This is a genomic window from Pseudomonas sp. LFM046, assembly GCF_000949385.2.
Classification (GTDB): domain Bacteria; phylum Pseudomonadota; class Gammaproteobacteria; order Pseudomonadales; family Pseudomonadaceae; genus Metapseudomonas.
Genome location: NZ_JYKO02000001.1, coordinates 501,551 through 521,594, shown reverse-complemented (window position 1 = coordinate 521,594; position 20,044 = coordinate 501,551). Strand labels below are relative to the sequence as shown.

Sequence of the window (20,044 nt, the reverse complement as noted above, 5' to 3'; positions counted from 1 at the left end):
GGGAGAGGGGCCGGGGGTGAGGGAAGCCTCCGCCCACTGGGACGCTCCCCCACCCTCCCTCCGAGGACGTAAAGGCACCCCATGCACCTCCTGCGCACCCAACCCGGCGGCTTCGTCCCCGACGACGGCATCGCCCACCTGGCCCAGACGCCCGCCGAGCTGGTGATCCTCTGCAGCGGCGATTCGCACCTGGCGCTGCTGGCCGAAACCGCCCGCGAACTCCCCGAAGGCTTCCCCAGCCTGCGCCTGGCCAACCCCATGCAGCTGCAGAACCACGCCTCGGTGGACCTCTACGTGGACGAGGTGCTGCAGCACGCCAAGGTCATCTTCATCTCGGTGCACGGCGGGGTGAGCTATTGGCGCTACGGCATCGAGCAACTGGTGGCCCTGGCCGAACGCGGCGCGAAGCTGATCCTGGTCCCCGGCGACGACCGCCCCGACCCGGAACTGGCCAGCCTCTGCAACGTGCCGGCCGAAGATGCCGAGCGCCTCTGGCAGTACCTGCGCCAGGGCGGCCTGGACAATGCCCGGCAATTCTTCAACTGCCTGGCCGGGCGCTGGCTCGGCCGCGATTACCCCTGGAACGAGCCCCGAGCGCTGCCGCGGGTCGCCCTGTACCACCCGCGCCTGCGAAATGCGCGGCTGGAGGAGTGGAAAGCCGACTGGCAGCCGGACCAGCCGGTGGCCGCCCTGCTCTTCTACCGCACCCACCTGCAGGCCGCGAACACGGCCTTTATCGACGCGTTCTGCGAGCGCCTGGCGGCCCAGGGTCTCAATCCCCTGCCCATCGCCGTGGCCAGCCTCAAGGAAGCCGAGTGCCTGGCGACGGTGGAAGACTGGCTCGATGCTGCCGAAGCCGGCCTGATCATCAACACCACTGGCTTCGCCCAGTCCAACCCCGACGCCCCCAGCCTGCGCCCCTTCCGCCGCGATATCCCGGTGCTGCAGGCCATCTGCTCCCTGGACAACGAACCGCTGTGGTGCGACAACCCCCAAGGCCTGGGCCCGCGCGACCTGGCCATGCACATCGCCCTGCCGGAACTGGACGGCCGCATCATCACCCGCCCCATCAGCTTCAAGGGCCTGGCCTGGCGCAGCGAACGCAGCCAGAGCGACGTCGTCTGCTACCTGCCGCAGCTGGAGCGCATGGACTTCGTCGCCGAACTGGGGCGGCGCTGGTGCGAATTGGCGAACAAGCGTAATGCCGACAAGCGCGTCGCCCTGATCCTCGCCAACTACCCCACCCGCGACGGCCGCATCGGCAACGGCGTGGGGCTGGACACCCCGGCCGCCGCCCTGAACATCCTCCGCGCGCTGGAGGCCGAGGGCTATCCGCTCGCCGGCCTGCCGGACAGCGGCACCGCGCTTATCCACAGCCTGCTGGGCGGCGTCAGCAACGACCTGGACAGCCTGGACCTGCGCCCGTGCGCCCAGAGCCTGGCCCTCTCCGACTACCTCGCCTGCTTCGTCCGCCTGCCCGAGGCCAACCAGCGCGCCGTACGCGAGCGCTGGGGCGAGCCGCAGCAGGACCCGATGTTCCGCAGCGGCCGCATGATGGTCGCCGGTCTGCGTTTCGGCCTGGCCTTCGTCGGCATCCAACCCGCCCGCGGCTACCAACTGGACCCAGCGGCCATCTACCACGACGCCGACCTGGTACCGCCCCACGGCTACCTCGCCTTCTACTTCTGGCTGCGGGAAGTGTTCGCCGCTGACGCGCTGATCCACGTTGGCAAGCACGGCAACCTGGAATGGCTGCCGGGCAAGGGCGTCGGCCTGTCCGCCGAATGCTGGCCGGATGCGGTGATGGGCCCGCTGCCGAACCTCTACCCGTTCATCGTCAACGACCCCGGCGAAGGCGCCCAGGCCAAGCGCCGCGCCCAGGCGGTGATCATCGACCACCTGATGCCACCCTTGACCCGCGCCGAGAACTACGGCCCGCTGCGGGACCTGGAGCGCCTGGCCGACGAGTACTACGACGCCTCCCTGCTCGACCCACGCCGGGCCGTGCAATTGCGCGGGGAAATCCTCGAGCTGGTGAAAGCCACCGCGCTCGACCGCGAGCTGAATCTCGTCATCAACGACGACCCGGAAAGCTGGCTGCCGCAACTGGATGCCTACCTCTGCGACCTCAAGGAATCGCAGATCCGCGACGGTCTCCATGTATTCGGCGAGTCCCCCGCCGGGCGCCTGCGGGACGACACCCTGCTGTCACTGGTGCGCATCCCCCGTGGCGACGGCAAAGGCGCCAACGCCAGCCTGCTACGCGCCCTGTCCACCGACCTGGCACTGGGCACCGACCCACTGGACCTGAACTGGGCCGAGCCCTGGCAAGGCCCGCGTCCGGCCGTGCTGGAAGGGGCCAGCGCTGAACCCTGGCGCAGCAATGGCGATACCCGCGAGCGCCTGGAACTGCTGGCCTTGCGGATGATCACGGCGCCGGAAACCGAGTCCATCGGACCGGCGAGCGATGCGGTTATCCACACCCTGCGCGCGGTGATCGCGCCGACCCTGGACGCCTGTGGCGCTGCCGAAATCGGCGCCGTGCTGGCCGCCCTTGAAGGCCGCTTCGTCCCGCCCGGGCCCAGCGGCGCCCCCAGTCGCGGGCGACTCGACGTGCTGCCCACCGGCCGCAACTTCTTCACCGTGGACGTGCGCAATTTGCCCACGCCCACCGCCTGGCGCCTGGGCTTCCAGTCCGCCAGCCTGCTGCTGGAGCGCCACTTGCAGGACCACGGCGACCACCTGCGCCAGCTCGGTATTTCCGTGTGGGGCACCGCCACCATGCGCACCGGCGGTGACGATATCGCCCAGGCCCTGGCACTGATGGGCGTGCGCCCGGTGTGGCAGGCCGGCAGCCAACGGGTGGAGGATTTCGAGATCCTGCCGCTGTCGCTGCTGGACCGTCCGCGTGTGGACGTGACCTTGCGCGTGTCAGGCTTCTTCCGCGATGCCTTCGCCAACCTGATCCGCCTGTTCGACGCTGCCGTACAAGCCGTAGCGGAACTGGACGAGCCCGAGGACATGAACCCACTGGCCGCACGGGTGAAGCAGGAAAGCGCACGCCTCGCCAGCGAGGGCCTGGCCGTCGAGGACGCCCGCCTGCAGGCCGGCTGGCGGGTGTTCGGCGCTCAGCCCGGCGCGTATGGCGCTGGCGTGCAGGGCGCTATCGAGGAACGCCAATGGCAGGACCGCGCCGAGCTGGCCGAGGTCTACCTCAACTGGGGCGGCTATGCCTACGGCGCCCAGGATGCGGGGACGCCAGCGCGGGAACGATTCGCCCAGCGCCTGGAGCGGCTCCAGGCGGTGCTGCAGAACCAGGACAACCGCGAACACGACATCCTCGATTCCAACGACTACTACCAGTTCCAGGGCGGCATGCTCGCCGCCGCCGAAACCCTGCGCGGCGAGAAGGTCGCCAGCTACCACGGCGATCACAGCCAGCCGGACCTGCCGCGCATACGCTCGCTCAAGGAAGAACTCGCTCGCGTGGTCCGCGCCCGCGCCGCCAATCCCAAGTGGATCGCCGGCATGAAACGCCACGGCTACAAGGGCGCCTTCGAGCTGGCCGCGACGGTGGACTATCTCTTCGCTTTCGACGCCACCAGCGAACTGGTGGACGACCACCAGTACCAGCTGCTGGCCGACGCCTACCTGCTGGACGCAGACACCCGCGAGTTCATCCACCAACACAACCCCGAAGCCCTGCGCGATATCGCCGAGCGGCTGGTGGAAGCGCAGCAGCGTGGGCTCTGGGAAAACCCGGGGGCGTACCGCGAGGCGATCGAGAACCTGTTGCTGGATAGTGAGGAGCAGTGATTCCCGGATGCACCGAGCGACCTGATGCTGCCCTCACCCCCGCCCCCTCTCCCTTTGGGAGAGGGTTGGGGTGAGGGATGCCCGGCGCCGCTCGGAGCTCGGCAAATCACCCCCGCAACCTTTCTGCCGCCTCCCGCAGGATGCGCTCGGTGCCTTCCCAGCCCAGGCACCCATCGGTAACCGAAACCCCGTAGCGCAGTTCGCAGGACAGCGACTGCGCACCATCGAACAGGTGGCTCTCGATCATCACGCCGCGCAGGGAGTCCTGGCCGGCCAGGCGTTGATTGACCACGTCTTCCAGCACCGCCGGCTGGCGTAGCGGGTCCTTGCCGCTGTTGGCGTGACTGCAATCGACCATGATGCGCGGTGCGATGCCGAGTTTCTCCAGCCCTTCGCGGGCCGTCTGCACACTGGCGGCGTCATGGTTAGGCCCCTTGTGGCCACCGCGCAGCACCAGGTGGGTATCGGCGTTGCCGGCTGTCTCCACCAGCGCCGGGCGGCCATGGGCGTCGATGCCGAAGTGCTGGTGCGCATGGGCCGCCGCACGCATGGCGTCGGTGGCGATGCCGAGGCTGCCGTCCGTTCCGTTCTTGAAGCCCACCGGCAGGTCCAGGCCGCTGACCATCTCGCGGTGGATCTGCGATTCGCTGGTGCGCGCGCCGATGGCGGCCCAGCTCAGCAAGTCGTCCAGGTAACCGGCCACCAGTGGCTGCAGCAGTTCGGTCGCGACCGGCAGACCCAGCTCGGCCATCTCCAGCATCAGCCGGCGGCTCAGGGCCAGGCCCTCGGCCATGTCGCTGCGGCCATCCAGGTGCGGGTCATACACCAGGCCCTTCCAGCCCACGGTGGTGCGCGGCTTTTCGACGTAGGCGCGCATCACCAGCAGCAGCTGGTCGCTGACTTCCGGCGCCAGCGCAGCGAGGCGGCGGGCGTAGTCGAGGGCGGATTCCGGGTCGTGGATGGAGCAAGGACCGACCACCACCAGCAGGCGCGAATCCTCACCGTCCAGCACGGCGCGCACGGCATCGCGCTGGGCGCTGATCTGGCGGGAGCATTCATGGGTCAGCGGCAGGCGCTGGCGCAGTTCGGCGGGCGTGGGCAGCGGGCGGGTGCTGCGGGATGGCGGCAAGGCAGCCTCCAGCGCGATGGCGTGGAGCGGCTGTACAGTGGTGGACAGAACGGATAGATGCGAATTCATGACTGGCGTCCTCAGCCGGCGCGGCTCGATCCGCGCGCGGCGCTATCTGGGTGTTCGATTCAAAGGTGTCTGAGCGGTGCTGAAGCGGCTAAATCGCCAGTCGGAGTTGCGGTAATAGGTCTGGTAGGTGCGGTAGCTGATCATGGTGCGATCCTGTCTGTATCTCGGTGAGTGGCCTTGTGAGCCGGAAAACAAAAACCCCCGGTCGGGTTGCCGACCGGGGGTTTCGTGGAGCTTTGGCGGCGACCCTGCTGGAGTGGGCCGCCTGATTGGGTATCAGGCCAGCCCGTGGCTAAACCAATACCCATAGAAATAGCTGGCCGCAGCGGCCACACGCACACGCGCCACGGCCTGAGCCTGGCGAGCGGTGAGCGAAGTGGAAGCGAGGTGCGGCATGACAATCTCCAAAGCGAATGCTGGCTAACCTACTTCATCGCCGCGCACCGTTCAATCACTGATTTCTATCGGCTATTCAGACCTTTCGCTAACATGCGCGGCATGCTTTTGCAGGAACCAGCCATGTCCGAGCTTCCCAACTTCCCCCTGAGCGCCGTCGTCGGCGCCGACGAGCTGAAACTGGCGCTCTACCTCGCGGCCATCGACCCGGCCATTGGCGGCGTGCTGATCGAGGGTCCGCGCGGCATGGCCAAGTCCACCCTGGCCCGGGGCATTGCCGAACTGCTGCCGGACGGCATCTTCGTCACCCTGCCGCTGGGCGCCAGCGAGGAACGCATCGTCGGCACCCTGGATCTGGACGCCGCACTCGGCGAAGGCCGCGCCCGCTTCTCCCCCGGCGTGCTGGCCAAGGCCCACGGCGGCGTGCTCTACGTGGATGAAGTGAACCTGCTGCCCGACCACCTGGTGGACCTGCTGCTGGATGTAGCCGCCAGCGGCGTGAACCAGGTGGAGCGCGACGGCATCTCCCACCGCCACGCGGCGCGCTTTGTGTTGATCGGCACGATGAACCCCGAGGAAGGCGAACTGCGCCCACAGCTGCTGGACCGCTTTGGTCTCAAGGTACTGCAGGACGGCCAGCCACAACCGGCCGAGCGCGCCGAGATCGTCCGCCGTCGCCTGGCATTCGACGCCGACCCGCAGGGTTTCATCGCCCGCTGGAGTGACGAGCAACAGGCCCTCGCCCACCGTTGCCAGGATGCCCGCGCACGTCTTGCGAACATTCCGCTGGACGATGCCGCCCTGGATGACATCGCCCAGCGCTGCTTCGCCGCCGGAGTCGACGGCCTGCGCGCCGACCTGGTCTGGCTGCGTGCCGCCCGCGCCCATGCCGCCTGGCGAGGTGCCGAGCGGATCGAGGCGGCGGATATCGACGCCGTCGAGCATTTCGCGCTGGCTCATCGCCGTACTCATACGCCGCCGCCCGCGTCCCAGCCGCCGCAGTCCCCGCCCGCTGGCTCGCAATCGCAGGCATCCGGTGGCGAAGGCCAATGGGGCGAATTGCCGGCACACGCGGTGCCCATGGGTGAACGGCGCGACCTGCCGCGCTGGCCAAAAAAGCCCTGAGCATCCGCCCGCGTACGGTCACAGGGGCGGGTGCCCGGCCCAGACCCGGCACTCTTGGCAACGGCCGCAGCGGCGCTCGCCGCTCGGGCGCCAATGGTGCAATCCAGTGGTTGCCCACGCTCCTGCGCGGTCGCCCGCGCAAGGCCGCCGACCTGGTGCGTGCGCCGCGCAGCCAGCGCCCTGACCAGCTCTGGCTGGTGGTCGTCGATGCCTCCGCCTCCACCCGCCGCCACGGCGCGCTGGCCCAGGCCAAGGGGCTGCTGGCCAATCTGTTCGACGCCGCCTATCGCCAGCGCACCCGCCTCGCCGTGCTCCACGCCACTGGGCGCCAGCCACAGTGGCTCTGGCAGGGTCAGAAAGCCTCCCCCGCCCTGCACCACTGGCTCGCCGAACTTGGTGCCGGCGGTGGCACTCCATTGATCGACGCGCTGCAGCAATCAGCACACTGGCTGGCACGTCGGCAACGACAGAAGCCGGCCGAGGAGCAGCGAATGCTGATCCTCACCGATGGGCGTTTGAAGGAATGGCCGGCGCTGGAGCCGCTGGGTTGCCCGACGCTGCTGGTGAATATCGAGGGGGGGCCGATTCGCCTGGGGCGTGCGAAGAAGCTGGCGGAGGAGTTGGGCGCGGAGTACAGGACCATCTCCGAGCTGTGAATCGATGGGTTTCGCTCCGCTCTACCCATCCTACGTGGCGGCTCCTTAGATGGGCGGGCGGCGTTAAACCCATCAATGACGCCGCCCCGGTCACGCCTTCATCAACATCTCCGGCACCGGCCGGTCTTCCACGATCCGCTCCTGCACCCAGCGCAGCACCTCTTCCTCATTGCGAATGCAGTACCACTCGCCGTCGGGCTGAAGGCTGGCGGTGGGGCCTTCGTCGCAGGGGTATTGGCAGTGGGTGCGGGTGATCAGCACACCGCCGTCGCATTCCAGCTTGCCGGCGGCCTTGAGGGTTTCGCGCAGTTTCTTCCACAGCGGCAGTGCGCCACGGCGGGTGCAGCGGGGGCCGTTGCAGAGCAGCAGCCGGCGGGAATGGGGCGGGATGCAGGACCAGGAATGGCGTTCGGGCAGGACCGGCACATCCACACAGGGACGGTGCAGTTCGCGGCGGTCGGCCAGGGTGCAGGCGGCACCTGCCGGGTCGGTGTCGTATTGGCCCAGCAGGCTGGCGGCGAAGAGCTGGTCGGGGGCGTCCAGCCTGCCCAGTTCGCTGCGCAACCAGTCCAGGTGCTGGGGGGAGGATTGCGGATCGAGGTCGACCACCAGCAGCGGGCGCGGGCTGGACTGCACAACGGGCCACAGGGCGTCGTAGCCAGAGGACGTGTCGACGATATCGGCCAGGGCCGCCTCGCCGAGCAGGGTCGTGAGCTGGCGGCGGAAGAGTTCGGCAAAGGAGCCTTTGCCAAGGTCCGGTCCGGCGAATAGCACGCGAGCGTAGGATGTTGCAGTCATGGGGTTTCCAGGTAGGTCGTGAGGGCCTGCCAGAGGCCTTCGACGGAATCGAATTCGCGAGCCACGCCAGGCAAATCCGGACGCTTGAGGATCAAGACCGGCAGCCCCAATTCGCGGGCCACCTGCAGCTTGGGCTCGGTGGACTGGCTGCCGCTGTTCTTGCTGATCAGCACATCGCTCTGCAATCGGGAGAACAGCTCGCGCTCGTCGTCCAGGTTGAAGGGACCGCGAGCGCCGATGACGTCGTAACGCTCGCCCGCCGGTTGGGATTGCAGGCAGCGCACCGTCCAGTGCTGCTGCGAAGGGATTTCGTGGAGGTGTTCCAGGGGCTCACGCCCCAGGGTGAAAAAGGGCCGGCGGAACCCCTTCAGCGCCTCGATCAGCTCGGCCCAATCGGCCACCTCGCGCCAGTCGTCCCCGGGGCCGGCCTGCCAGCCGGGACGGCGCAGCGCCCAACAAGGGATGCCAGACAGCGAGGCTGCCGTGGCAGCGTTCTGGCTGATCTGCGCGGCATAGGGATGGGTAGCGTCCAGCAACAGGTCGATAGCCTCTTGTGCGATGAATCGCGCCAGTCCCTCGGCGCCACCATAGCCGCCTACGCGCACCTGACAAGCGAGGTCATCCGGCACTTTGCCGAGACCGGCGAGGCTGTAAATGTGGTCGGGGCCGAGGCGGCGGGCGATGGCCAGGGCTTCGCTGACGCCGCCCAGCAGGAGGATGCGCTTCATGGCTGTTCCACCGCTTCGCCGACGATATTCCCCTGACGGTCGATGGCGAAGACCTCCAGCGTCACGCTGGCCGGCACCGTCTTGCGGGCGAAAGCCAGGGCGTGGGCGCAGACCGCATTGCCCAGCGGAATGCCCGCGTCATGGGCCATGACCAGCGCCAGCTGGCTGGTATTGGCGCCGCGCATGGCCTCCTGCAACTCGGTGCTGGCTCCCAGTTCGGCAGCCCATTGCGCCAGCAGCGGCAGATCGATACTGGAGCTGCGGCTGTGCAGGTCCAGATGGCCGGCGGCGAGTTTGCTGATCTTGCCGAAGCCACCGCACAGGCTGAGTTTTTCCACAGGCGCCTTGCGCAGGTGCTTGAGTACAGCGCCGGCGAAGTCGCCCATCTCGATCAGGGCCGTGTCATCCAGGTGATAGCGACGGCGCATGGCGTCCTCGCTGGCGTTGCCGGTGCAGGCCGCGAGATGGGTGAAACCGTTGGCGCGGGCGACATCGATGCCCTGATGGATGGAAGCGATGTACGCCGAGCAGGAGAAGGGCCGGACGATACCGGTGGTGCCAAGGATGGAAAGCCCGCCGAGGATGCCCAGGCGCGGGTTCATGGTCTTCAGCGCCAGCTCCTCGCCGCCCTGCACGCAGAGGGTCACCTCGAAGCCGCCGGCGTAGCCCTGCTCCGCCGCGAGTTGGGTCAGGTGGCCCGTCATCATCTGCCGGGGCACCGGGTTGATGGCGGGCTCGCCGACAGCCAGGGTCAGGCCCGGCTTGGTGACGGTGCCGACGCCGGGGCCAGCGTGGAAACGCACGCCGGGTTCGGCCGCCAAGCGCACCTGGGCGTAGATCAGCGCGCCGTGGGTCACGTCCGGGTCGTCGCCGGCATCCTTGAGGGTTCCGGCTTCGGCACCACCCTCGATCAGGCGGCAGAACTCCAGGCGCATCAGCACCTGCTGGCCCTTGGGCAGGGTGATCTCGACCGCATCCGTCGCCTCGCCCCCCAGCAACAGGCGCGCTGCCGCCAGGCTGGTGGCGGTGGCGCAGCTGCCGGTGGTGTAGCCGCTGCGCAGGGGGGCGGGTTGTTCGGGGGTTTCGTCACGCATGGGGCACGCTCGGTTCAGTCCTCTCGCCCCTTTGGAGGAGAGGGGGGTGGCCATCGCACGAAAGCTCGGCAAAGCCCCTCCCGCCCGGCCCCTCTCCCGCAAGCGCGAGAGGGGATACAAGCGGTGAGTTCGTCACGGCTTCACCACTTCGAGCAGGGTAATCGGCAACGCCGAGCGCCAGGTATCGAAGCCGCCCAGCGGCTGGGCCTGGGCAATGGCGATGCGGGTGAGTTCGCCGCCCTGGCGTTCGCGGAAGGCCACCAGCGTGGCTTCGCTCTGCAGGGTCACGGCGTTGGCGATCAGGCGTCCGCCGGGTTTCAACTGCTCCCAGCAGGTGTCCAGCACACCGGGCTCGGTGACGCCGCCGCCGATGAAGATGGCATCCGGCGCGGGCAGGCCGTCGAGCGCTGCCGGAGCCTGGCCGGCCACCAGTTGCAGGCCGGGCACGCCGAGGGCATCGCGGTTGTGACGAATATGGTCCTGTCGGCCCTCGTTGGCTTCGATCGCGATGGCGCGGCAGCTCGGGTGCGCGCGCATCCATTCGATGCCGATTGAGCCGCAACCGGCGCCCACATCCCAAAGCAGCTCACCGGGACGCGGCGCCAGCCTCGCCAGGGTGATGGCGCGGACATCACGCTTGGTGAGTTGGCCGTCGTGGCGGTAGGCATCGTCTGGCAGCCCGGTGGTCAGTGGCAACGAGCGAACGCCCTCCTCCGCCCGGCATTCGATGGCCACGAGATTAAGCGCGGCGGCGTCGACAAGGGACCAGTCGCTGGCGATGCCGTCGATGCGCCGTTCCCGCTCGCCGCCCAGGTGCTCCAGCACGGTGATCCGGCTTCGGCCGAAGCCCCGCTCCATCAGCAGCGCGGCAATGGCGGCCGGACTGTCGCCGTCGTTGCTCAACACCAGCAGTCGGGCGCCGTCGTGGAGATAGGCGTTGAGTGCCGCCAGGGGCCGCGCCACCACGGAGAGCTGGGTCGCGTCCTGCAGCGGCCAGCCCAGGCGAGCGGCGGCCAGGGAACAGGACGAAGGCGCCGGAATCACGTGCATTTCCTCCACCGCCACCTGCCGCGCCAGGCTGGCACCGACGCCGAAGAACATGGGGTCACCGCTGGCCAGAACGCAGACCGGCGTCCCGCTCTTTTCCAGCACCGGCACCACTGAGAATGGGCTCGGCCACGGCGTGCGCCGGGCACGAATGCAGTGCGGCAGCAGGTCGAGCTGGCGCGGGCTGCCGACCACTTCGGCGGCTTCCAGCAATGCACGGCGCGCGGCCTTGCCAAGGCCCGCATAGCCGTCTTCGCCAATTCCCACCACTGTCAGCCAGGGCTGCATCTGCTGTCCTCGATCTCTGAAAACGCCAAGGCCATTCGGCTTCCGACAGGCAGCCTTTTCATCGGTCCGGGCAAAGCGGGCATAATAGCGCCCTTCATCGGTCGCTGGCGCTCACCTGACGAGCCCCAGCCTAAGAGGGAACACGGCCGAGCCGTGGCTGCCCCCGCAACTGTAAGCAGCGAGTCCATGCATTCGGGTCACTGGGGCAACCTGGGAAGACCGCAGAGGATGACGACCTGCCAGCCAGGAGACCTGCCGGTGGAACCAGTCGCGTGTGTACGCATCGAGCGGGGTGTATCGGTGCAACGTTGTCCCTAACTTAGGGAACCGGGTCGCCGCGACGCCAACCATGGTGACCTGAGTGAAGCACGCCCAGCCCACATCTTCGTCCGTCCGCCCCTCGGCCTGTCCCGGGCTGTTGCGCATCGTCCCGGCGAAAGACGGTGGCATCTGCCGCATCAAGCTGCCCTGCGGCCGGCTGACGTCTGGCCAGGCCCGCGCCGTGGCGGCGGCCGCCAGCGAGCATGCCGGCGGCGTGATCGAGGCCACCAATCGTTCCAACCTGCAGATTCGCGGTGTGAAGGCCGGCACCGAGCAGTCGCTGATCGATGCCCTGCTGGCCGCCGGACTGGGCGCCGGTTCCCCCGGCGCCGACGACGTGCGCAACCTGATGGTCAGCCCCCTGGCCGGGCTCGATCCCCGCGCCGCGGTGGATGTCTCGCCGCTGGCCGACCAGATCCTCGCGCTGCTGCAAGGCAAGCCACACTTCCACGCCCTGTCGCCCAAGTTCGCCCTGCTGCTGGATGGCGGCGAGTCCATGGCGATGCTGGACCACCCCCACGATATCTGGCTGGCCGCCATGGGCCGGGGCGAAGACGCGCTGTTCGCCTTCGGCCTGGCGGGCTGCCCGCCACAATCGGCAGACGATGTGCCTGCGCTGGCTGCCGTGCCCCGCACCCAGGTTCCGGCGCTGGTGGAGGCCCTGCTCGATCTGTTCCTCGACCTGGCGACGCCGGAGCAGACGCGCATGCGCCACGTACTGGAACACCGTCCGTCAGGCGACCTGTTGCTACGCCTGCAGCAGCGTCTGGACAGGCCCCTGCTGCCCGCCGGCGACTGGCATCGCCCTGCCCCGCAGCCCTTCGCCCACCTGGGTATTCGCTATAGCCAGCACGTCGGCGGCGCGCCGGTCCTGGGTCGACTGGACCCCACGCAGCTCCATGCCCTGGCAGACCTCGCCGATGCCCAGGGCGACGGCAGCCTGCGCCTGACGCCCTGGCAATCCGTGCTGCTGCCCAATGCCCGCGGCCCCGAGGCAGTGCTGTACGAGATGCGCCAAATGGGGCTGGTCACCGACGCCCGCGAGCCGCTGGCACGTCTGATCGCCTGCACCGGCTCCGCCGGCTGCGCCAAAGGCCTGGCCGACACCAAGGCCGATGGTCTGGCCCTGGCACCGCTGCTACCCCCCGGCGCCCACGTCCACCTCAGCGGCTGTCCGCGCTCCTGCGCCGCCGCCCATGTGGCGCCCTTTACCCTGCTGGCGACCGGCCCCGGCCGCTACGACCTTTACCAGCGCGGCGGCACCGGCTTCGGCCAACAGCTGGCGCGCGAGATCAGCATCCAAGAGGCCGGTGAACGCCTGGCCGCCTCTCCTGACACCTGGAGTTCCACCCCATGATCGAGTACATCCGCGATGGTCAGGAGATCTATCGCAACTCCTTCTCCATCATCCGCGCCGAAGCCAACCTTGCCGGCATTCCCGCCGACCTGGAAAAGCTCGCGGTGCGGGTGATCCACGCCTGCGGCATGGTCGATGTGGTGGAGGACCTGCGCTTCTCCCCCGACGCCGGTGCTGCTGGCCGTGCGGCCATCGCCGCTGGCGCACCGATCCTCTGCGATGCACGCATGGTGGCCGAAGGCATTACCCGCGCCCGCCTGCCTGCGAACAACAAGGTGGTCTGCACCCTCAACGATCCCGGCGTACCGGAGCTTGCGCGTGAACGGGGCAACACCCGCTCGGCGGTAGCCCTGGAGCACTGGCGCGAGCACCTGGAAGGCAGCGTGGTGGTGATCGGCAATGCGCCCACCGCGCTGTTCTACCTGCTGGAAATGCTCGATGCCGGCGCCCCGAAGCCGGCCCTGATCCTCGGCTTCCCGGTGGGCTTCGTCGGTGCGGCGGAATCCAAGGACATGCTCGCCGCCGATAGCCGCGGCGTGCCCTATGTGATCGTGCGCGGCCGTCGCGGCGGCAGCGCCATGGCGGCCGCGGCGGTCAACGCCCTGGCCACGGAGGTGGAATGATGGAACGCAAGGGACGGTTGATTGGTTTGGGCGTGGGCCCCGGCGATCCGGAACTGATTACGGTGAAGGCCCTGCGCCTGCTGCAATCGGCGCCGGTGGTGGGCTATTTCGTGGCCAAGGCGAAGGCCAGCCAGGGCCAAGGCGGCAACGCCTTCGGCATCATCGAGCAGCACCTGACCGATGCCCAGCAGCGCATGCCGCTGGTCTATCCGGTGACCACCGAAAAGCTGGAGCCGCCGCTGTCCTACGAGACCGTCATCAGCGACTTCTACGACACCGCCGCCGAACAGGTTGCCCGGCACCTGGACGCTGGCCGCGACGTGGCGGTGATCTGTGAAGGCGACCCCTTCTTCTACGGCTCCTACATGTACCTGCATGACCGCCTGGCCGGCCGCTATGAGGTGGACGTGGTGCCCGGCGTCTGCTCCATGCTGGGCAGCGCGGCGGTGCTCGGCGTACCGCTGGTGTATCGCAACCAGAGCCTGTCGGTGCTCTCCGGTGTACTGCCGGAAGACGAATTGAAAACGCGCCTCGCGGACGCCGAAGCCGCCGTGGTGATGAAGCTCGGGCGCAACTTCGACAAGGTGCGTCGCGTGCTCCAGGACCTCGGCATCGCCGACCGCGCCCACTATGTGGAACGCGCCACCATGGCCAACCAGCGCATCGTGCCGCTGGACGAGGTGGACCCCATGGCCTCGCCCTACTTCTCGATGATCGTCATCCCCGGCCAGAAGTGGAGAGGCTGATGGCGCCTGACAGGACTCTCCCCGTAGGGTGCGCCGTGCGCACCACTTCCCCATGGTGCGCACGGCGCACCCTACCCTTGGTACCTCGCCATGCCTAACGCCCCGGCCATCGTCCTGCTCGGCAACACCGGCCTGCCCGTCGCGAGGCGCATCCAGGCGTTTTATCCACAGGCGCGCGTCCTCGGCCTGGCCGGGCGTGTCGAAGGTGCAGATGAGGCCTACGCCGAGTTCGGCGACACCCTGCGCGAGCTGTACCGAAGCGATACGCCGATCATCGCCCTGTGCGCGGCCGGTATCGTCATCCGCACCCTGGCGCCGCTGCTGGCGAGCAAGGGCGCCGAACCGCCGGTATTGGTGGTGGCCGAGGACGGCAGCGCCGTGGTGCCGCTGCTGGGCGGCCTGGGCGGGGTCAATCGCATGGCGCGGGAGATCGCCGCCCTATTTGCGGTGGCGCCAGCCATCACCACCAGCGGTGAGCTGCGTTTCGGCACCTGTCTGCTGGACCCACCGGCGGGTTATGCCCTCGCCGATATCGAGCAGGGCAAGCGCTTCGTCTCGGATCTTCTGGGCGGCGAGGCGGTTCGCGTGGAGGGCGTGGCCCCCTGGCTGGACGAGGCTCGCCTGCCGCTGGCCAAGGAGGCCAGGCGAGTTATCCACATCACCGCCGAAGCGCGCACGGCGCAGCGCGATGAACTGCTGATCCACCCTCGCGTCGCCGTGGCGCGAATCGACGGCGAAGCCAGTGCCGAAGCCCTGCGACGAGCGCTGGAAGCTGCCGGTCTCGCGCCGCTGTCCCTGGCCTGCCTGGTGGCGGATCGCGAACGCATGGTCGACGCCGAACTGGCAGCGACCGCCGCCGAACTCGGCGTGCCACTGCGGTTCATCACCGACGAGACTGCCTTGCCGCCCTTGCGCCAGATGGGAGCCGGCATCCGCCTCTATCTGGCTGCCGAGCCCCTGGACCCATCCCGGCTCGGCCAGCCGCGCGGTCGCCTGACGGTGGTCGGCCTGGGCCCCGGCGCCGCCGAATTCATGGTGCCCGCCGCACGCCAGGCGCTGGACGAAGCCGAGGATCTGCTGGGCTACGAAACCTACATCCGCATGGCCGGGCCGTTGCGTCCCGACCAGGTGGCGCACTGCACCGATAATCGCGAAGAGTTGCAACGGGCCCGCCATGCCTTCGAGTTGGCCGCCAGCGGCCGGCGTGTGGTGGTGGTGTCGTCGGGCGACCCCGGCGTGTTCGCCATGGCTGCCGCCGTGCTGGAGGCCCTGGATGAATGCCGCGTACCGGAATGGCAGCAGGTGGAGCTGCAGGTGTTCCCCGGCGTCTCCGCCGCACTGGCCACCGCAGCCAAGGCCGGCGCGCCGCTGGGCCACGATTTCTGCCTGCTGTCGCTCTCGGACAACCTCAAGCCGTGGGAGGTGATCGAGCAGCGCCTAGACCACGCGGCCGCTGCCGACCTGGCCATGGCGTTCTACAACCCGATCTCCAAGGCACGCCCCTGGCAACTGGGCCGCGCCCTGGAAATCGTCGCCCGCCACCGCCGCCCGGAAACGGTGGTGGTGCTGGGCCGCGACATCGGCCGCCCGGCGGAGAAGCTGACCCTCACCAGCCTGGGCGAGCTGCGCCCCGAGCAAGTGGATATGCGCACGCTGGTGATCATCGGCTCGTCGCTGACTCGTCGGGTGCCGAAAGGGAACGGCGAGGACTGGGTCTACACGCCGCGCTGGTATCGCTAGCGCTCTGGCTCGGCCGCAGGTTGGCGCTGAGCGCAGCGAAGCCCAACGATCCGGGTCCCTCGATACACCGTGACGTTGGGCTTCATTCTTCAGCCCAACCTACGGGCTGCGAAGCTGCAGCTCAAATGCGTGGGGGGCTGGTCAGACCACCGGGGTCAGCACTTCGCCCTCGTCGAGGAAGGCCCGCAGGTTGGCAAACACCAGTTCTTCCATCTGCAGGCGGGTATCCAGGGTGCCGCTGCCGATGTGCGGCGCCAGCACCACGTTGTCCAGCGTCAGCAGGGCTTCAGGCACGCTTGGCTCGGCCTGGAACACGTCCAGGCCGGCACCGCCCAGGCGCCCTTCCGTCAGCGCCGACACCAGGGCCTGTTCGTCCACCACCGAACCACGGGCGACGTTGATCAGGATGCCCTCCGGGCCGAGGGCGTCGAGCACCGGTGCCGAAATCAGGTGATGAGTGGCCGCGCCGCCCGGGCAGGTCAGCACCAGGAAATCGGCCCAGCGCGCCAACGCCGGCAGGTCCGGCTCGAAGCCGTATGAGCTGTCGGCATCCGGGCGGCGGTTGTGGTAGCGCACCTGCATATCGAAACCGCTGGCGCGACGGGCCACGTCCTTGCCGATGCGGCCGAGGCCGACGATGCCCAGGCGCTTGCCGCTGACCTTGCGCGCCAATGGGAAGTTGCCGGCGGGCCAGAGCCCTGCGCGGACGAAGCGGTCGGCCGCGCTGATGCGCCGGGAACAATCGATCAGCAGCCCCATGGCCAGGTCGGCCACGCAGTCGTTCAGCACGTCCGGCGTGGAGCTGACCTGAATGCCGCGCTCGCGGGCCAGGTCGACGGCGATGGCGTCGTAGCCGACGCCGAAGCTGCAGATGGCACGCACATTGGGCATGCGCGCCAACATGGCGGCGGAGTAGCCGAAGCGCGCCGAGGTCACGACGACATCGAACTGGCCGCCGTGCTCGTCGAGGTAGGCCAGGGCATCACCCTGCCGCCACAGCTGCACCACCTCGTGCTCGTCGGCCAGGCGCTGGTTGAAGCGCTCGGTCAACGGGCCGATGTGAAGGACCTTGGGTGCCATCCTGGTGTTCCTCGAATGATTGGCCGGCTCAGGTTACAGGGGCCGGGTTGAACAGCGTGAGGTCGTTGTGCAGCCGGTGCTTCTCCGCCCAGGTGTGCGCCTTGCCGCTGGCCACATCGAGGTAGTAGCGGAACAGCTCCCAGCCCAGCTCTTCGAGGGTGATACGGCCGGAAGTGATGCGCCCGGCGTCGACGTCGATCAGGTCGGGCCAGCGTTCGGCCAGTTGGGTGCGGGTGGAGACCTTGATCACCGGGACCACGGCCAGGCCATAGGGCGTACCGCGTCCGGTGGTGAAGACATGGAGATTCATGCCCGCCGCCAGTTGCAGGGTGCCGCAGATGAAGTCGCTGGCCGGGGTGGCGCAATACTGCAGGCCCTTGCCACGCACGCGCTCGCCGGGAGCGACCACGCCGTTGATGGCGCTGTTGCCCGATTTGGCGATGGAGCCCATGGCCTTTTCGACGATGTTGTTCAGCCCGCCCTTCTTGTTGCCGGGGGTGGTGTTGGCGCTGCGGTCGGCCATGCCACGGGCGAGGTAGCGGTCGTACCAGTCCATCTCCCGCACCAGCGCCCGGGCCACTTCCGGAGTGGCGGCGCGCGGGGTGAGCAGATGGATGCCGTCACGCACCTCGGTGTTCTCGGAAAACATCACGGTGGCGCCAGCCCGCACCAGCAGGTCGGCGGCCACGCCCAGGGCCGGGTTGGCGGTGACGCCGGAAAAGGCGTCGCTGCCGCCGCACTGCATGCCCAGCACCAGCTCGGAAGCCGGGCAGGTTTCCCGGCGGCGCTGGTCGAGGACCTGCAGGCGGTCCTCGATCATGCCCATGATCTGCTCGACCATGCCGGCAAAGCCGCTGGCTGAATCCTGCAGGCGGAACAGCCAGGCTTCCTCGTCCTGGCCAGCGGTGAGTTCGTCCCCTGGCATCAGTTGCTCGGCCTGGAGTTTCTCGCAACCGAGGCCGATCACCAGCGCCTGGCCGCCGAGGTTAGGGTTGCGCGCGATGTTGTGCAGGGTGCGAATCGGGATCACCGCATCCGGTGCGTTGATCGCCACGCCGCAGCCGTAGCTGTGGGTCAGGGCGACGACGTCATCGACGTTCGGATACTTCGGCAGGAGTTCCTTGCGCACGCGCTCCACACAGTGGTCCAGCACGCCGGTGACGCACTGCACGGTGGTGGTGACGCCGAGGATGTTACGGGTGCCGACGCTGCCGTCCGGGTTGCGGAAGCCTTCGAAGGTATAACCGTCCAGCGGTGCCAAGGTCGGCGGCACGGCGGAGGCCAGGGGCAAGTGGTCCAGCTCCGGCGCCTCGGGAATGCTCAGCAGTTCCTCGCGTACCCAGCTGCCACGGGGAATCTCCCGCAGGGCATGGCCGATGACGGTGCCGTAACGCAGCACGGCGCCGCCGGCGGGGATGTCCACCAGGGTGACCTTGTGACTCTGGGGAATGGCTTCACGGGTGACCAGGCCATCGGGAAACCGCCCGCCTTCGGCCACGCCCTGTTCGTTCACCACGATGGCGACGTTGTCGTCCGGGTGCAGGCGTACGTGGCGCGGGGAGTCCTGGTGTTGGATCAACTGCATGGCTGACTCCGGTGTTGTTCTGGGTTCTGGCATCGACGGTGGGCTGAAGCCCACCAAACGGGTTTGTGATGCGGCTGGTATTTCAGCGCACCAGGCAAGGGCGCTTGTTGTTGAAGGTCCAGTTCGGCACCAGGTACTGCATGGCCACCGCATCGTCGCGGGCGCCCAGGCCCTTGGCCTTGTACAGCGCGTGGGCGCGGGCCAGTTCGTCCATGTCCAGTTCGACACCGAGGCCCGGCTTTTGTGGGACCGCGACCTTACCACCGACGATGCGCAGCGGCTCCTTGGTCAGGCGCTGGCCGTCCTGCCAGATCCAGTGGGTGTCGATGGCGGTGATCTTGCCCGGCGCCGCCGCGGCGACGTGGGTGAACATGGCCAACGAGATGTCGAAGTGGTTGTTGGAGTGCGAGCCCCAGGTCAGGCCCCAGTCGTTGCACATCTGCGCCACCCGCACCGAGCCCTGCAGGGTCCAGAAGTGCGGGTCGGCCAGGGGGATGTCCACCGATTGCAGGGAGATGGCGTGGCCCATCTGGCGCCAGTCGGTGGCGATCATGTTGGTGGCGGTGGGCAGGCCGGTGGCGCGGCGGAACTCGGCCATCACCTCGCGTCCGGAGTAGCCGTTCTCGGCGCCACAGGGGTCCTCGGCGTAGGCCAGCACGTGGTGCTGGTCGCGGCACAGGGCGATGGCCTCCTTGAGGGACCAGGCGCCGTTGGGGTCGAGGGTGATGCGCGCCTCGGGGAAGCGTTCGGCCAGGGCGGTCACCGCTTCGATTTCCTCTTCACCGCGGAGCACGCCGCCCTTGAGCTTGAAGTCGTTGAAACCGTAGCGGGCGTGGGCGGCCTCAGCCAGGCGCACCACCGTCTCCGGCGTCAGCGCCTCTTCGTCGCGCAGGCGGAACCAGGCGTCGTCGGCATCCGCCTCGCTGCGGTAGCCCAGGTCGGTCTTGTTGCGGTCGCCGACGTAGAACAGGTAACCGAGCATCTCCACTTCGTCGCGCTGCTGGCCTTCGCCGAGCAGGGCCGCCACCGGCACCTCCAGGTGCTGGCCGAGCAGGTCGAGCAGGGCCGCTTCCAGGGCGGTAACGGCATGGATGGCGATGCGCAGGTCGAAGGTCTGCAGGCCACGGCCGCCGGCATCGCGATCCGCGAACGCCCGGCGCACCTGGTTGAGCAGGTGCTGGTAGTGGCCGATGGACTGGCCGACCAGCAGGCTGCGGGCGTCTTCCAGGGTCTGGCGGATGGCTTCGCCGCCGGGCACTTCGCCCACGCCGACGTGGCCGGCGTTGTCTTTCAGGATCACCACGTTGCGGGTGAAGTACGGGCCGTGGGCGCCGCTGAGGTTGAGCAGCATGCTGTCCTGACCGGCCACCGGCACGACGGTGAGCTCGGTGATGCGCGGGGTGCTGCTGGGCAGTGGGTGCTGGATCATCTTGCTGTCCTTCTCGG

The 20,044-nt window shown here is 68.5% G+C and carries 15 protein-coding genes and 1 riboswitch; of the genes, 7 read left to right on the top strand and 8 right to left on the bottom strand.

Translation table 11 applies throughout. The features are described from left to right. Window positions 1-81 precede the first annotated feature (81 nt). Window positions 82-3,816 (top strand): cobaltochelatase subunit CobN, encoded by a 3,735-nt coding sequence (cobN, locus tag TQ98_RS02455; protein WP_044872661.1) that lies wholly within the window; start codon window positions 82-84, stop codon window positions 3,814-3,816. 106 nt (window positions 3,817-3,922) lie between these two features. Here the strand turns inward: cobN and TQ98_RS02450 are convergent, their stop codons facing one another. Beyond that, window positions 3,923-5,014, bottom strand: coding sequence for a 3-deoxy-7-phosphoheptulonate synthase (locus TQ98_RS02450; protein ID WP_082073225.1), 1,092 nt, complete (start codon window positions 5,012-5,014; stop codon window positions 3,923-3,925). A gap of 519 nt (window positions 5,015-5,533) precedes the next feature. On the opposite strand from TQ98_RS02450, the gene TQ98_RS02445 reads away from it, so the two are divergent. Beyond that, a complete protein-coding gene (locus TQ98_RS02445; protein ID WP_103102856.1) occupies window positions 5,534-6,535 on the top strand; it encodes an AAA family ATPase in 1,002 nt (333 codons plus the stop codon). A gap of 2 nt (window positions 6,536-6,537) precedes the next feature. Beyond that, a complete protein-coding gene (locus TQ98_RS02440; protein ID WP_082073226.1) occupies window positions 6,538-7,191 on the top strand; it encodes a VWA domain-containing protein in 654 nt (217 codons plus the stop codon). 90 nt (window positions 7,192-7,281) lie between these two features. Here the strand turns inward: TQ98_RS02440 and TQ98_RS02435 are convergent, their stop codons facing one another. The 4 genes from TQ98_RS02435 to TQ98_RS02420 all read right to left on the bottom strand — a co-directional run bounded on the left by TQ98_RS02435 (window position 7,282) and on the right by TQ98_RS02420 (window position 11,146). Further along, on the bottom strand, window positions 7,282-7,989 hold the full coding sequence (locus TQ98_RS02435) for a (2Fe-2S) ferredoxin domain-containing protein (protein ID WP_044872663.1): 708 nt from the start codon (window positions 7,987-7,989) through the stop codon (window positions 7,282-7,284). Then, entirely contained in the window at window positions 7,986-8,717 is a 732-nt protein-coding gene (locus tag TQ98_RS02430) for a cobalt-precorrin-6A reductase (RefSeq protein WP_044872664.1), read from the bottom strand. Before TQ98_RS02430 ends, TQ98_RS02435 begins: the two co-directional genes overlap by 4 nt. Further along, window positions 8,714-9,811: a cobalt-precorrin-5B (C(1))-methyltransferase gene (locus TQ98_RS02425; RefSeq protein ID WP_044872665.1), complete on the bottom strand. Its 1,098-nt coding sequence runs from the start codon at window positions 9,809-9,811 to the stop codon at window positions 8,714-8,716. The genes TQ98_RS02430 and TQ98_RS02425 overlap by 4 nt, the downstream gene beginning before the upstream one ends. 132 nt (window positions 9,812-9,943) lie before the next feature. Then, complete coding sequence (locus TQ98_RS02420) at window positions 9,944-11,146, bottom strand: bifunctional cobalt-precorrin-7 (C(5))-methyltransferase/cobalt-precorrin-6B (C(15))-methyltransferase (protein WP_044872666.1); 1,203 nt, start codon at window positions 11,144-11,146, stop codon at window positions 9,944-9,946. An 81-nt stretch (window positions 11,147-11,227) separates the two neighbouring features. Beyond that, a riboswitch (cobalamin riboswitch) is annotated at window positions 11,228-11,421 on the top strand. An 86-nt stretch (window positions 11,422-11,507) separates the two neighbouring features. Between TQ98_RS02420 and cobG the strand changes: the two genes are divergently transcribed. The 4 genes from cobG (at window position 11,508) to cobJ (ending at window position 15,933) form a co-directional block, all read left to right on the top strand. Further along, window positions 11,508-12,824, top strand: coding sequence for a precorrin-3B synthase (gene cobG, locus TQ98_RS02415; protein WP_103102855.1), 1,317 nt, complete (start codon window positions 11,508-11,510; stop codon window positions 12,822-12,824). After that, a complete protein-coding gene (locus TQ98_RS02410) occupies window positions 12,821-13,447 on the top strand; it encodes a precorrin-8X methylmutase (protein WP_044872667.1) in 627 nt (208 codons plus the stop codon). The genes cobG and TQ98_RS02410 overlap by 4 nt, the downstream gene beginning before the upstream one ends. Beyond that, the gene (locus TQ98_RS02405) at window positions 13,444-14,193 is read left to right on the top strand and encodes a precorrin-2 C(20)-methyltransferase (protein ID WP_044872668.1); all 750 of its coding nucleotides are present in this window, start codon (window positions 13,444-13,446) and stop codon (window positions 14,191-14,193) included. Before TQ98_RS02410 ends, TQ98_RS02405 begins: the two co-directional genes overlap by 4 nt. Window positions 14,194-14,283: 90 nt before the next feature. Continuing rightward, complete coding sequence (gene cobJ, locus TQ98_RS02400; protein WP_044872669.1) at window positions 14,284-15,933, top strand: precorrin-3B C(17)-methyltransferase; 1,650 nt, start codon at window positions 14,284-14,286, stop codon at window positions 15,931-15,933. A gap of 141 nt (window positions 15,934-16,074) precedes the next feature. Here the strand turns inward: cobJ and TQ98_RS02395 are convergent, their stop codons facing one another. From TQ98_RS02395 to gudD, 3 genes are all read right to left on the bottom strand, one after another. Beyond that, entirely contained in the window at window positions 16,075-17,013 is a 939-nt protein-coding gene (locus TQ98_RS02395; RefSeq protein ID WP_044872670.1) for a 2-hydroxyacid dehydrogenase, read from the bottom strand. Between the two features lie 28 nt (window positions 17,014-17,041). Then, window positions 17,042-18,598 (bottom strand): galactarate dehydratase, encoded by a 1,557-nt coding sequence (gene garD / locus TQ98_RS02390; protein WP_044872671.1) that lies wholly within the window; start codon window positions 18,596-18,598, stop codon window positions 17,042-17,044. An 82-nt stretch (window positions 18,599-18,680) separates the two neighbouring features. After that, entirely contained in the window at window positions 18,681-20,027 is a 1,347-nt protein-coding gene (gene gudD / locus TQ98_RS02385; protein ID WP_044872672.1) for a glucarate dehydratase, read from the bottom strand. Window positions 20,028-20,044 lie beyond the last annotated feature (17 nt).

Excerpts from the sequence above, each read along its gene's own strand:
- cobN (WP_044872661.1), top strand. The coding sequence starts at position 82 with ATGCACCTCCTGCGCACCCAACCCGGCGGCTTCGTCCCCGACGACGGC.
- TQ98_RS02450 (WP_082073225.1), bottom strand. The coding sequence starts at position 5,014 with ATGAATTCGCATCTATCCGTTCTGTCCACCACTGTACAGCCGCTCCAC.
- TQ98_RS02445 (WP_103102856.1), top strand. The coding sequence starts at position 5,534 with ATGTCCGAGCTTCCCAACTTCCCCCTGAGCGCCGTCGTCGGCGCCGAC.
- TQ98_RS02435 (WP_044872663.1), bottom strand. The coding sequence starts at position 7,989 with ATGACTGCAACATCCTACGCTCGCGTGCTATTCGCCGGACCGGACCTT.
- TQ98_RS02430 (WP_044872664.1), bottom strand. The coding sequence starts at position 8,717 with ATGAAGCGCATCCTCCTGCTGGGCGGCGTCAGCGAAGCCCTGGCCATC.
- TQ98_RS02425 (WP_044872665.1), bottom strand. The coding sequence starts at position 9,811 with ATGCGTGACGAAACCCCCGAACAACCCGCCCCCCTGCGCAGCGGCTAC.
- TQ98_RS02420 (WP_044872666.1), bottom strand. The coding sequence starts at position 11,146 with ATGCAGCCCTGGCTGACAGTGGTGGGAATTGGCGAAGACGGCTATGCG.
- TQ98_RS02410 (WP_044872667.1), top strand. The coding sequence starts at position 12,821 with ATGATCGAGTACATCCGCGATGGTCAGGAGATCTATCGCAACTCCTTC.
- TQ98_RS02405 (WP_044872668.1), top strand. The coding sequence starts at position 13,444 with ATGATGGAACGCAAGGGACGGTTGATTGGTTTGGGCGTGGGCCCCGGC.
- cobJ (WP_044872669.1), top strand. The coding sequence starts at position 14,284 with ATGCCTAACGCCCCGGCCATCGTCCTGCTCGGCAACACCGGCCTGCCC.
- TQ98_RS02395 (WP_044872670.1), bottom strand. The coding sequence starts at position 17,013 with ATGGCACCCAAGGTCCTTCACATCGGCCCGTTGACCGAGCGCTTCAAC.
- garD (WP_044872671.1), bottom strand. The coding sequence starts at position 18,598 with ATGCAGTTGATCCAACACCAGGACTCCCCGCGCCACGTACGCCTGCAC.
- gudD (WP_044872672.1), bottom strand. The coding sequence starts at position 20,027 with ATGATCCAGCACCCACTGCCCAGCAGCACCCCGCGCATCACCGAGCTC.